This window comes from Nonomuraea sp. NPDC050478, from assembly GCF_044458265.1.
GTDB lineage: Bacteria > Actinomycetota > Actinomycetes > Streptosporangiales > Streptosporangiaceae > Nonomuraea > Nonomuraea ferruginea.
The window spans coordinates 224,694-237,454 of the sequence record NZ_JBITHT010000010.1 but is presented as its reverse complement, the minus strand read 5'-3'; the positions used below and the strand labels follow the sequence as shown (position 1 = coordinate 237,454).

Here is a 12,761-nt window from a genome sequence, read left to right as displayed (position 1 = left end):
GCCGCGCAGTTCAATGATCAAGATCAGCGTTTACGCTTCTTCCGGCGACCTCGGGCTCCCGGCGGCCGGGTGGGGACGAGGCGGAGGGGGTGGCGGGCGGTCCTGCGGAGCGGCTCGGCCACCAGCTCGCGTAGCTCCCGCAACCCCACGACATCAGGGTGCCCCGACGCCAGGATCGCCTCCAGGAACTCGTCCGCGTCCCCGCCCCCCATTCTCCTGAGCTGCTCGACAAGCCCCTCAGGCCCCGCGAGTTCCAGCACCGACAGAAAGTTCTCCGACCCCAGCAGCAGGTTCTCCCGCTCGCTCAACGACCCGGGCCTCATCTCCCCCGCATCGATGAGCTGCGTCCACACGGCGGGCCCGAGGACCGGGTCGTGCCGTAGGTCCTGCAGCAGCCGCCTTTCGGGAAGGGCGCCGGCCAGCACGCGCAGCATCGCCCCCACCCGCGTACGGAACGGGCAATCCCGTACGGCCTGCACCAACATCTCGACGTCCTGCCCCGGCCGGGCCAGCCACCCCTGGAGCTCCGCGACGGCGTCCTCCGGTGGATAGTGCTGGGCGAGCACCCCGAGCAGCTCGGCCGGCGGGGCGGTGGCCAGTTCGCCGACGAGGGGAGCGTCGCGGCCCTCGGCGAGGAGGCGGTCGCGGACGCCGCGCACGCCGAGTGGAGTGAGGCGGACCAGCGGGAGGTCGGACTCGGAGAGGGCGGCGCGCAGGCGTTCGACCGCGTCCGGCGGCAAGGGCTGGTCGTCGTGGTCGAGGTCGCTCGCGTAGAGGGGGTCGGCGGGGCCGTGGGTGAGCTCCACGGCCCCGAGGTCGGACAGGACCTCGAACATGCGTCCCAGGTCCCGGGCGACCTCGCGGCGCAAGAGATCAAGCCGGTGCTCCTCCTCGTCGAGAACGACGTACTCCTGGCAGGCCAGCCACACCATCTCTTCGAGCCGGACCACAGGCATCTCGTCCAGCCCGTACATGGAGTTGAGCACGTCCGGGAGAATCTCGTCGAAGATCTCGGCCAGGATGGGCTCGGGCCGCCACGTCGCGACGGGCACGGTGACCACGCGCCCCAGCTCCGGCAGGACCTCGAACGCGCGACCCCACAGCGTCTCCGGGTCGCGCAGCAGGGGTACGGCCTTGGCCACGCGGAGCAGCCGCCCCTTGCTGGTGCGGGTCAGCCGCAGCTTCCTGGCCCAGGCGAGCAGCAGGTTGAGCTGCGGCAGGTCGGCGGCGCTGCGGACGTGCGGCTGGTCCTCGCCGGTGCCCAGCAGGGCCGACACCTCGAGGGCGTCGGCGACGCGGAGGTTGCCCGCGTCGGTGAGGGCGCGGCCGTCCTTGCCCACCCAATCGGCCAGGGTGATGAGGCGCTGGACGGTCCGGCTGCGCCCGGCGGCCTCCGCCAGCTCGGACGCGGGGGGCAGGGAGACAGGCGGCTGAGGGAAGGCGCGTTCCTCGTCGATGCCGCCGTACACCAAGCGGTTCTGCATGATCTTGTCGAGCACCTGCTGGTCGTACGGGACGCGTCCGGCGTCGAGTTCGCGCTTGAACCGCTCGAACGCCCCCGGGACGGTGAGATCGAATCCCTGGTCGAGAGCCGTGTGCGCCCAGAACGTCGCCAACCCTCGCAGCGTGGGATCGTCGAGCGCGGACGCGTACTCCGCCTGCGCCCCGGCGATGATCTCCTCCGCCTCCGCGAGCGTGGCGCCGCGCGGGTCGCGAAGGCCCGTGACGTCGAGATAGCGCAGGTACGTGCGCAGCACCTCCGGGGCGAGGTCGAGCTCCTCCCGCGAAGCCGTCACCTTGTACGGCACGTACCGCAGCAGGAAGAACCTGATGCGCGTACGGTCCCAGTACGCCAGCCGGCCGTCACGGCTCTCGTGCCGGGCGTCGACGGCGGCGGAGAGCAGCAGGCCATCGGCTGGATGCCCGTGCTCCTTCGCCCAGGTGACGCACCGCCGGATCAGCAGGTCCTTGGTCGCCTCGAACTCCTCGGCCTCTTCGGGCTCGAACCAGGTACGCACGGTCCAAGCCTCCCATCCCCGCAGGGTCGCCGTCTCGCCTGTCAGAAGTCTCGGCGGCCAGACGGACCTCTTTCCCAAGAGATGTTGGAAAGCTATGATCCCAACATGTCTTGGGAAAACGACGACGATCTGGTACCGCTGCGAGCACTGGCCAACCCGCTCCGCATCCGCATCGTCTCGCTGCTCACCGGCACGTCCATGTCGGCCACCGAGGTCGCGGAGGAGCTGGGGATCGCCCACGCCTCGGCCAGCTACCATCTGCGCCAGCTCGCCGAGGCGGGTTTCCTGGAGCACGTCGACGAGCAGCCGCCGCGAGGAGGCAAAGGCAGACCCCGGAGGCGCTACCGTTACGACCCCTCCAGCGGAGCCCGCCTGGATCGGACGCAGGGGCGGCAACTCCTCCACGAGGCGCTCAGCGTCGACCTGTCACGACGTCTCACCCAGGCTCAGGTCACGCGCACGTCGATGGACGCCGAGGTGTGGCTGGACCGGTCCGTGTGGGAGGAGGTCGTGGGGCTGGTCGACCAGGCGGTCGCTCTGGTCCATGGCAAGGCGGGGCCGCCCCGGTCCAGCGACAGGATCAAGGTGAGCATGACCGCCCTTCTGCTGGAACTCGACGACGCGCGATGACCCGCCTGCTGCTGTGCACAGGAGCGTGCTTCCTGTCGCTGGGGCTGCTCATACCCGTCATCCCGAGGTACGTCACCGGCCCGCTGGACCAGGGCCCGGTCCTGGTCGGCGTCTGTCTGGCGATGACCTCCATGTTCGGCCTGCTCGCCCGGCCGGTCGCGGGCAGGCTGGCCGACCGCCGGGGTCGCAGGGCGACCGCGTGCGCCGGCGCCCTGCTGCTGGCCGCCGGTTCGTCGGCCGTGCTCCTGGCCGACTCGCTGCCGCTGTTCCTGGTCTGCCGCGCCGTCGCGGGGGTCGGCGAGGCTCTGACGTACGTCGGCCTGGCCGCCTCGGCCAGCGACCACGAACGGCGCGGCGCGGCGATCAACCACTTCTCCGTCGCGGTCAACGCCGGTCTGCTCGCGGGGCCGCCCCTGGCCGAGGCCGTACGCGTCGCCGCCGGTCTGTGGGCCGTGTGGGCGTTGTCGGGAACGGTGGCCGTCGCGGCCTTCGCCGGCTGCCTGTTCCTGGCCGGGCCCGCGGGCGGCGAGCCGTCCCGCACGAGGAAGGCCGGGCCGCTCGTCCACCGAGCGGGCCTTGCTCCCGGATTCGCCTACTGGGCGTCGGTGTGGGGATACACGGCCTTCAGCGCCTTCCTGCCGTTGCACGTCGCGGCGCTGGGCGGCGACGACAGCGGCATCCACTTCCTGCTCTACGGCTGCGTGCTGCTCACGGTACGGCTGGCCGGTCATCGGCTGTCGACCCGGATCGCCCCGCGCACGATGGCGGCGGCCTCGCTCATCCTCACCGCGGCAGGGCTGGCCATGCTCATCGTCTGGCCGTCCGTCACGGGAGCGCTGCTCGCGGCGGCGGTGCTCGGTACCGGGCAGGCGCTGGGCCTTCCGGCGTTCCTGACCATGGCGGTGACCGGCCTGCCCGCCGAGCAGCGCGGCTCGGCGCTGGCCACCACGACGGCGTTCTTCGACCTCGGGTTCCTGACGGCCGCGCTCGCGCTCGGCGCCATCGCGCAGTCCCTCGGGCTGACGTACGGGTTCGCCGCCGCGGCCGCGGTGGCGGCACTGGCGCCCCTGCTGTTCCTCCCCCTCGGCCGCAAGCCTCGTGAGGCCTCACCCCACGGAGACATCCATGACCATTCCCCCCGCTGAGCTGGCCGGGTACGCCGACGTCGTCTTCGACATCGCCGTGCCGGTCGACCGCGACGACCGGGTCCTGATCAACGCCGAGATCGAGCATGCCCCGCTCGCCCGCGCCCTGGCGGAGGCCGCGTACGCCCGAGGCGCTCGCTATGTCGACATCTGGTACTTCGACCCGTACGCCAGGCGGTCACGGGTCCAGCACGCGGACGAAGCGACGCTGGGCGAGGTTCCTTCCTGGCTGGACGCGCGCAATGAGGAGCTCGCCCGCCACTGCGGCGTCCTGGTCAACATCCGGGGCACCGCGACCCCGGACCTCCTGGTCGGGCAGGATCCGATCCGGGCGGGTCTGGATCGGATGCCCTACCTCACGTCGAGGCAGCGGCTCCAGCTCGGCAACCTGGTCCGCTGGGCCATCGTCCCCGGTCCGACGGCGGAGTGGGCTCAGGCGATCTTCGGGGAGCCGGACGAGGCCCGGTTGTGGCAGCACCTGCGCCCCATCCTCCGGCTCGACCAGCCCGATCCCCGGGCCGCCTGGGAGCGGCGGATCGCCGAACTGCTCCGCCGCGCGGAGGTGCTGGAGGACCTGCGTCTCGACGCCGTACGGTTCGAAGGGCCGGGGACCGACCTGACCATCGGCCTGCTGCCCGACGCCCACTGGACCGCGGCGCGGCTCGAATCGGTCAAGGGGCACGTCTTCCAGTGCAACCTCCCCACGGAGGAGGTGTTCACCACTCCCGACTACCGCCGGGTGGACGGCACGGTTCGCTCGACGCGTCCGCTGATCCTCAACGGAACCGTCATCCGCGACCTCGAACTGACCTTCACCGCAGGTGTGGTGACCGAGGTACGAGCGAGCAGCGGCGCGGACGTCGTCCGCACCCACCAGGCGACCGATGCCGGGGCCGCCCGGCTCGGTGAGCTGGCACTCGTCGACGGCTCCTCACCAGTCGGACGGTCGGGGATCACGTACCTCGAAACGCTGCTGGACGAGAACGCCACCTGCCATCTGGCCTGGGGCGCCGGGCTGCCTCCCGGCGTGCCCGCGCACCTGCGCGCGCGGGAGGCCGCCGACCTGGACGCGGCCGGGGTCAACCGTTCCCGCGTGCACGTCGACTTCATGGTGGGCGGCCCCGACGTCACCGTCACCGGAGTCGGCCACGACGGCGGCGCGGTCGAGCTCCTCCGCGACGACGAATGGCAGGTCTGACCGGCATCGAACCCCCCGGGGCCGCAGCCGAGAACGTCGAGCCGGCGTGACGGGCCGCCGCCGCCGGGTCGTGAGAGGTCCGGTAACGAGGATCCGGCCTGGGTCAGAGCTCAGCCGCGTCGTGCGGCGGGGGTGGGGTGACGCTGGTGGAGAACGTGAGCCCGCCCCCGTTCGCCGGCTGGAACCCCAGTCCTCGAAGCTCGGGACCGTCGATCGCGGTGACCACGCGCAGAGCACCGGCCTCGGTCACCACGCGGACCGCCCCGTGCGCCAGCGCCGCCCCCACGTCCGACGGGACGCCGGGCTGGAGGTGCACCAGTTCCAGACGTGCGACGGTGTGCCGCGCGTCCTCCCAGGACGCGACGGCGTGTCCCACGTGGGGTTCTGCGCGGGCGTTGTCGACGTAGGCCTGCACCCAGCAGGCCAGCCTGTCCTCGACGACCAGCTGCCGGGGAAGGCTCACGTCCATCCCCTCCTCGGCCAGCCAGGAGCCCATCTCGGACGGAGGCAGCGGCACCAGCGCTTCCGGCGACCCCCACGTGAAGAAGGTCCCCTTCCGCTTGGGCCCCGACGAGCGGGGCACGCCCACGAGGGGAACCGACGCGACGTAGTACCCGGCGGGAACGACGTCCACAGGATGGCGCGAGTCCAGCACGACGTGGCCATCGCGGATCGTCCGGCCGCCCCAGCCGACCAGCCCGGTCGCGAGGTTCTCCGAGAGCCCGGCCATGACGTCCGCGGCCCACTCGTACGCCGAGGTCACCGCCAGGCCGGTCCACGGACTGGTCGGCTCCGTCGGGAACGCGACCTCGACGGCGTAGACGTTCGGATCGAGCCGCCAGCGGAACGTCACGAGCATGGTGTCCGGCTCCGCGATGACGTCGAGCCCGGAGTACCCGTCCTCCGTCCCGCCTACCCGGAGCGCGCACGTTCTCAGCGCTTCGACGATCTCCGCTCGCGACCACTCCACCGCCATTGGTCCATGCTGTCATGGCCACGGTGTCAGGCTCACCGTGTTCTGCCGGGGGCTCCAGTACGAGAACGTGGTCGAGGATCGTGTCGATGCTGATCACCAGCATGGCCAGACCGGTCTGCAGGCTGCTCCAGCCGCGCACCTCACGCCGATCGTGCCCGCGAGGCCGTCGCCGGGATGCTCAAGCCGGACCACGCCGTACACCAGCAGCAGCATCGCGCCGGTGATGCTGAGGGCGCCGGCCAGATCGAAGCCGCCGCAGGTCGGCCGCCCGGCCGCCCAGCAGCATGAAGCCGCCGTAGCCGAGCACTCGACCGGCGCAGCCTGCGCTTCACCGGGCTGCGCCGCATGATCGACGGGGTCAGCCGGCGCATGCTCACCCGTACGCGCGGCACCTGGACCGAGACGCACCAGAACGAGATCGCCGCCGCCCGCACCGCCTACGACGCCCGCGTGCTCGCCGAGAAGCGTGCCCGCCGAGGCCCACCGGCCCCAGCCGGCGCCGCGCCCGGCTCAGCGACCAGGAGACCGGACGCGGATGCTCGACACGGCCGTGGTGATGGTTCACCGCGACGGCCTGCTGCGGTTCGGCCACAGCGTCCCAGGGACCTTCGATGACACCACATCACATTCGCCCAGGAAACCGGATGCTTCTTATTAACTCCGGCAACACTGTGGGCTTTTGTTATGGACGGGCGGTAAGCATAAGCCCATAATCCGCGAATGCGGCGACCCTGCGAACGGTGCAGCATACGAGACGGCCCAGCACAAGAGGTTGCTCGCCGGCCATCAGCATGAGTGACTCCCCCACGCCGGCGCGGAAGACGACCACCGCCACGTACAGCGTCTGGCGGAAGAAGACCACGTTTGTCCCGAAAGAAGAGAAGCGTGACCGCGTGGACCCCGTGGCGCGTTGGCTGGTACATCAAGCAAAGGTGATCCGAACATGACGATCCGACAGGTGGCGCCTCTCCTGATCTCCAGCACCCTCGCACTTTCGGCGGCGGCCTGCGCGGCATCACCTCCAGCCGATCCGGTGTCGGAGCCGCGAGGCGCCACCTCGTCGGCCGCCCCGGCCGGGACCGCGGTCGCCACGCCATCACCTCTCCGCCTGCCGGGCATGGACGCCGGCACGAAGACCGTCCTCAAGGCGGGGCCGAGGAAGGGATCCATGGTCGTCGGGGACATCCCACCCGGCAAGGACGAACTGTGGGTGCTGTTCAATTGCCGCGGGCAGGGCAAGGTGGAGATCGTTCTGGAGCCGGGCATCACCATGCCCTTCACCTGCCTCGACGACGTGGTCAGCCCCATCATGAACCGCCTCGACCTCGGCGAGAGAAAGACCCTGACGGTACGGATCCAGGCCACCGACGCGGTCGAGTGGGCCCTTCGCATCACTCGTTGAGACGTGCCGGGAGCCTGGAACCCAGGGTCAGGAGGCCGGCGCTCCGGTCGAGGGCTGGTCGGTCTCGGTGCCGTCCGGGGCCAGGGCGACCTCGGGGGAGCCGAAGGAAGAAAGGCCGCGCCAGACCCGATCAGCGGGCGCCGAAGGCCTGGTACAGGGTGCCGGCGACCACCGCCCATGCCACCGTCGCGATCCCCAGCACCAGTGGAGCGGGCAGCCGGAGGGCCAGCGCCCATACGCACGCGGCGAAGGCGATCATGCCCGTCGCGCCCAGCACCGCGCCCCGCGCGTCCTGCTCGGCCGGATCGCGCCGGTGCTCCTCCTCCTCGATGAGGGTCAGCGTGGCGCCCAGGATGGCGGGAAAGGCCAGGAACACACCCCCTGCCACCGGCCCCCAGACGTGCCCGACCACCCCGGCGACCACCGAGACGAACGCGCCGAAGACGAAGCGCACCACCAGCCCGCGCACCGGCGTCTCCCGCAGCTTCGACGGCCGTAGCCGGATCCCGCTCCAGGCTCTCATGTCAGCAGCGCCCAGCCCGCGCCCGCGACGGCCCCCCACACGGCGAGCGCCGCCAGCGAACCCGCGAAGGCGCCCAGGCGACCCACGAGCGGCACGGCCGCCACACAGTACGCCACCAGCGCCACCGATCCGGCGATCATGCCGAGCGCGGACTCCGCGAGCGGGCCATGCCCCTGGTGCAGCACCGTCACCGTCATCCCGGCTATCGCCACGGCCGGAGCGGCGGCGAAGATGCCGGCGAAACGCTTGGGCGTCATCATCTCGCCGATCACCGCGAAGACCATCACGAGCAGGCCTCCGAGCAGTCCACGCCCCGCGATCCACCACAGCTGGCTCATCGAACGCCGGTCCGTCGACCCGCAGTCTCATCCCCCATGAATCATCAATACCACCGGGCGTCCCCGGCACCCTCGAAGGCCGGACGGTCCGCCGCGTATCCATCCAGGAACGACGGCGGGCGCGGACAAGGGTCATGGGTTCCGAAGCCCGGAAGGGCGAAGCTGCACGGTCGCACCGTCGGACGTCAAACCGCGGCGCGAGACCGCCGCGGCCTCCTCGGCGCGTTGCGTTCGGGTCAGCAGGAGCACGATGAGCGGCAGGGCTTCGGCGTTCCCGCAGCACACGACGGCCTCGCGCAACAGGCTCAATGCCACCTCCGTCCACCCCGCGTTGAAGAGCAGCACGGCGGCCTGCCGCACCGAGTCGGCTCGGCCTGCCCGCGAGGCTGCTCTCACGATGTCCACGGCTTCCGCCACGTGGCCGTCCTTGAGCAGCCGCCGCACGAGCTCCTGGATCGCCGCGTCGACTCCTTCCGCCGCCGCCGACCGCAGCAGCCGGTCGGACTCCTCGTGCCTGCCGAGGTCGCGCAGCGCCTGCGCCAGCAGGTAGCGGGCTCTGGCGCCATGTGATCCGACCCCGGCCTGGAGGACCTCGACACACTCCTCCTGTCTGCCCGAGTTCGTCAGCAGGTCGGCGAGAGCCGCGAGCGCTTGGTAGTCGAGATCGACCAAGCGGCGCAGGAGCTGCTCGGCTTCGGCCTGGCGGTCGCCCTTGAGCAGCAGCTTCGCCAGCAGCAGACCAAGTCCCGGATCCTTCTCCGGAGCGGCTCGTGCGTCGTCCAGGGCTCGAACGGCCTTGCCCCTCATCGGCTCGTCGCTGAAGAGACCGGTCAGTTCGTTGCCCGCGTCGAATCTGCCGGCCATCATCCGCCGTCGCAGTCGCTCGGGGTCGAACCTGGGATCCTTCTGGCGCAGCAGGCGCAACAGTGCGCTCACCGCCTCGGGGAACGCCGTGGCCGCCCGCATGTCGCGTTCGAGCAGTTGCCATCCCGACAGCTGGGCCCGGCGACGAGAGGGCGTCGCCATCACCTGGTCGTCGAGGAGCCGTCTGAGCTCTTCCGCCTCGTTCGTCCGGCCGGCGCGCCGGAGGAGGATGAGCAGCAACCTGGCAGCCGACCGGTCCCCTCTCTGGAACGCCGTCCGGAGCAGTTGCTCGGCTTCTCGCCGGCGTTCACCGTGGTGCAGGAGGATCGCGAGTTCGCGTTCGGCCTGCGGGTCGCCGTTGGCGGCCATCCCACGGAGCGCCTGCTCTATTTCCCCGCCGCGGCGTGCCCGCCGCAGCAAGGCGAGCAGCAGGCGCTGCGCATGGACGTCCCCGGCGTCGGCGGCCTGCCGGAGGACGTCCTCAGCCTCGCGTGACCTGCCCATCTGTCCCAGCAGTCGCCACAGCGGCGACCATGTGGACAGCCTGCCCCTGGCGAAGGACGCCCGCCACGATGCGAGTGCCTGGAGGTAGCGTCCACGGCTCGACGCGGACGCCCCCAAACGCTCGAGGTCGTCCGCATCGCCGCTGTGAACGGCCAGTGCTCGCCACATCTCGTCGGAGACCGGCGAGCAGCGGCGCGCCGCGCGACCCTGCTGGTGGATGAAGTCCGCGAGCACGTAGCCTTCGACGCGGTTCTCCGCCCGTGATGTCGCTGTCAGGAGGGAGATGCCGCCTCTGAGGGGCTCGCACGCGTACCCCAAGGAGTCCTCGAACCATCCTGGCGGAGCGGCGGCCCGTTGCGGCCCGTTCAGCGACGCGGCGCTGAGCTTGTGGAGCAGTTCGGCGGACAGCGGGCTGAGGTGTCCCAGCCGGCGTGCGTCGATCGCGGCGTTGACCACCGCCCGCTTGTACGGGTCCGGAGCGTCCTCCCATCGGCTCATGAGATCGGGCCCTCCGGCCAGGGTCTGGGTGACCCCGTATCCGTTGTCCATCGCCGTCAGGGCGGTGGCCAACCGGGAATCGCGCTCGGCTACCTGGTGAGCGTTCCGCAGTTCGGTCGGGGTGAACGCGTCCGGGACGGAGATCTTCGTCGCGTTGTCCAGCAGCGCACGCACCTGGTGGTGAGGATCGGGCACGCCAGGCCGCGGCGTCCTGGTGTAGGCGAACCAGTATTCGGGCCACATCGAGCCGATGACGACGACGTCCGAGGTCATGGTGAGGAGACGACGTGTTTCTGTCGCGACGGCCTCACCCTGGTCGCCGTCGAAGTAGATCTGGCTCTCGTTCAGCCACAGCACGGTGCGCGGCTCGACTCCTCCTTCCAGAGTGGTGAGCAGGTCGGTGGCGTGCAGGGGATGGAGGATCGTCCAGCCGGGCAGGCAGTTCAGGACGGCCTCGTACGCGCTGCGTGTCTTTCCGGTCGAAGAAGTGCCGACCAGCATCACGAGGGTGGGATGCTCCGGGTTGTCCAGGAGACGCCGGAGCAGCCGGTCGTGATCGCGCTGCACGTACGTGGGGAGCCTCCGGGACAGCTCCGGCCTCCCTGCCGCCGGATCCAGCGCGATCGCCGGATGCACCCCCAGGGCGATCGGGTCGCTCTCCTCGACAGTCGACGCGGACGTGGCCGTGGGGGCGCCGTGTCCGGCGGGGCGGGACTGCGCGATCTGGCTCACCACGGCCGCTCCGACGAGCAGAGCGGTCACCGTCCAGGTGAGCGGGACCCACCACCACGCCTCTATCTCCACGGTGCTGGTCGCCAGGTTCCCCACGAGCCCGATCGCCACCGGGATCGCGACCAGCGCCACCGGCGACGCCGCCCAGCGCCTCCCACGGTTCCCGTCCATGTGACTCATCATCAGGGCCCGCTCCCTTGAAGTCACAGGTTGCCGGCGACAGGCGTCAGCAGCAGTGCCACTCCGGCACGTCGACGACGATGAGCCGTGCCCCGCCGAGGACGAGGTCGTCCCGCGTCTGCTGCACGATGTCGAACGCGTGCACCTCGCCGGGCTCGCCCTCGCAGCCCATCACGAAGACCACCGGTACGAGCTCTCCGGGCCTGATGGTCAGGCCCACCGACTGGTCCCGGCCGTTCACGGTGCGGAGCTCGACATGGGCCGGGTGTTCCGCCGGGCGCAGGGGTGTCGCTTCCGGCAGGCCGCGCAGCACCAGCCGCCCGCCCTGGGCCAGCCAGGTGCGCTCGCGCGGCTCCTGCTGGCATGCCGCGGGCACCGGAGGGGGTTCGGGCTCGCCGTCGACCAGGTCGACGAAGGCTGTCATGAGCAGGTGCTCCTGCTCCACCCGGCCCATCGCCGTCTCGCGGTCGAGCTCCCACGCCCGTACGACGAAGTCGTCCGGTTCCGCTCCCGGGTTGGCCAGCCGGAACGCGAACGGCGTGCGGCGGCCGGCGTTGCGGATGACGGTGATGTTCTTCCATCCGTGGTGCCGATTGTTGATCACGTCGAGCTTGCCGCCGCTGAGCCTGGCTCCCTCGGGCGTCGGCAGGGTCTCGACATAGACGTTCGCCCCGACGCACAGGTGCCCGGTGTCGGCGTTGGGTCCGTTGATGAGGTCCGCGGTGGTCGGACGCCAGGTCACGTGGACCGTGCCGGGCGCGCTCTTCGTCACGGCCGTCGCAACGGTGGCCGTCCGTCCGTTCGCGCCGCCCGAACTCGGCCGGGCCGAGTCCGGCCCGATGTAGCCGGGGGTGTAGTCGCACACCCACGTCTGCACCTTGACGCTGGAGCGCGGGTCGGTGCTCATGCTGTCCACCTGGACGTGGACCCAGTTGTCCACGCCTGTGATCGCGTGAGGGAGGCTGTTGCCGCCCGTATCGGTGAGCCAGATCGAAGGTGAGGCCCAGAACGCCGCTCCTTGGGGGATCACGTCGCTGCCGTCGTCGCCGCTGTCGTACTTGATGTAGAGGTCTCCGGGCACTCTGGTCATGGTGAACGCCTCTCCTTCTGTCGATGACGGTTACGACGGGACACAGGTGATCTGGAAGCAGGTCAGCGAGACGACCGCGGTCGAGCCCGCGCCGTCGAGCTCCGCGGTGAGGTAGTAGCGGAACTGATCGTTGTCCACCTTCGACGCCGCTCCCGCGGGGGCGACGGCCGAGGAGTCGAAGTTGCCGTTGCTCAACGTCAGGCCCACGAGCAGCTCGGTGGTGGACCCGGCGGCCAGGCTCTGCCGGCGCAGGTTGACCGACAGGTTCCCGGAGTCCTTGCGCCCGCAGGCGCGCAGCTCACGGATCGTCGCCCCGTGCGGCAGCGTGACGGACATCATGCCGCTGGCGTCGGTGGCGCCCGACGGTTTGTCGGCGCCTCCGAAGACGTGGTTCCACGGGTCGGTCAGCGTGATCAGCGTCGGCGTCAGGGTGAGCTTCACCGGTTTGGGGACGGGCGTCTGGGACAACGCGTCGAGCGCGTCGCTGACCTTGTCCATGATGTCGGCGATCCGGGCGAACTCGGCCTCCAGCGCGTGGAAGCGGACGTTGAACCCGTTGTCGCCCGCCGCCCGGACCCGGTCGACGTTGTCCACCCAGTCCTTGTGCCGGAACTCGGGCGTGTAGGTCACGGCCATCGTGGTTGTCCTCCTTGGGGAATGCCG

At 70.8% G+C, this 12,761-nt stretch carries 11 protein-coding genes; 4 read left to right on the top strand and 7 right to left on the bottom strand.

Annotation, left to right across the window (positions count from 1 at the left end; all coding sequences use genetic code 11):
* Window positions 1-23: 23 nt before the first annotated feature.
* A complete protein-coding gene (locus tag ACIBF7_RS40235) occupies window positions 24-2,018 on the bottom strand; it encodes a hypothetical protein (protein WP_397199455.1) in 1,995 nt (664 codons plus the stop codon).
* A gap of 105 nt (window positions 2,019-2,123) precedes the next feature.
* Here ACIBF7_RS40235 and ACIBF7_RS40230 point away from each other — a divergent pair, with 105 nt between their 5' ends.
* From ACIBF7_RS40230 to ACIBF7_RS40220, 3 genes are read left to right on the top strand one after another with little or no spacing between them, the layout of a single operon-like run.
* Window positions 2,124-2,648, top strand: a complete 525-nt coding sequence (locus tag ACIBF7_RS40230; RefSeq protein ID WP_148034960.1) for a transcriptional regulator — start codon at window positions 2,124-2,126, stop codon at window positions 2,646-2,648.
* The gene (locus tag ACIBF7_RS40225) at window positions 2,645-3,793 is read left to right on the top strand and encodes an MFS transporter (protein ID WP_397199454.1); all 1,149 of its coding nucleotides are present in this window, start codon (window positions 2,645-2,647) and stop codon (window positions 3,791-3,793) included. The genes ACIBF7_RS40230 and ACIBF7_RS40225 overlap by 4 nt, the downstream gene beginning before the upstream one ends.
* The gene (locus tag ACIBF7_RS40220; protein ID WP_397199453.1) at window positions 3,774-4,991 is read left to right on the top strand and encodes an aminopeptidase; all 1,218 of its coding nucleotides are present in this window, start codon (window positions 3,774-3,776) and stop codon (window positions 4,989-4,991) included. Before ACIBF7_RS40225 ends, ACIBF7_RS40220 begins: the two co-directional genes overlap by 20 nt.
* Window positions 4,992-5,094: 103 nt before the next feature.
* Here the strand turns inward: ACIBF7_RS40220 and ACIBF7_RS40215 are convergent, their stop codons facing one another.
* Window positions 5,095-5,967 (bottom strand): hypothetical protein, encoded by an 873-nt coding sequence (locus ACIBF7_RS40215; protein ID WP_397199452.1) that lies wholly within the window; start codon window positions 5,965-5,967, stop codon window positions 5,095-5,097.
* A 943-nt stretch (window positions 5,968-6,910) separates the two neighbouring features.
* Between ACIBF7_RS40215 and ACIBF7_RS40210 the strand changes: the two genes are divergently transcribed.
* Complete coding sequence (locus ACIBF7_RS40210; RefSeq protein ID WP_397199451.1) at window positions 6,911-7,369, top strand: hypothetical protein; 459 nt, start codon at window positions 6,911-6,913, stop codon at window positions 7,367-7,369.
* A gap of 130 nt (window positions 7,370-7,499) precedes the next feature.
* Here the strand turns inward: ACIBF7_RS40210 and ACIBF7_RS40205 are convergent, their stop codons facing one another.
* The 5 genes from ACIBF7_RS40205 to ACIBF7_RS40185 form a co-directional block, all read right to left on the bottom strand.
* Window positions 7,500-7,892, bottom strand: coding sequence for a DUF3147 family protein (locus ACIBF7_RS40205; RefSeq protein ID WP_271277265.1), 393 nt, complete (start codon window positions 7,890-7,892; stop codon window positions 7,500-7,502).
* A complete protein-coding gene (locus ACIBF7_RS40200) occupies window positions 7,889-8,230 on the bottom strand; it encodes a DUF3147 family protein (protein ID WP_397199450.1) in 342 nt (113 codons plus the stop codon). Before ACIBF7_RS40200 ends, ACIBF7_RS40205 begins: the two co-directional genes overlap by 4 nt.
* A 132-nt stretch (window positions 8,231-8,362) precedes the next feature.
* Window positions 8,363-10,999, bottom strand: coding sequence for a hypothetical protein (locus ACIBF7_RS40195; RefSeq protein WP_397199449.1), 2,637 nt, complete (start codon window positions 10,997-10,999; stop codon window positions 8,363-8,365).
* Between the two features lie 55 nt (window positions 11,000-11,054).
* A complete protein-coding gene (locus ACIBF7_RS40190; RefSeq protein ID WP_271277262.1) occupies window positions 11,055-12,098 on the bottom strand; it encodes a hypothetical protein in 1,044 nt (347 codons plus the stop codon).
* Window positions 12,099-12,128: 30 nt separating this feature from the next.
* Window positions 12,129-12,734: a hypothetical protein gene (locus ACIBF7_RS40185; RefSeq protein ID WP_271277261.1), complete on the bottom strand. Its 606-nt coding sequence runs from the start codon at window positions 12,732-12,734 to the stop codon at window positions 12,129-12,131.
* Window positions 12,735-12,761: the final 27 nt, after the last annotated feature.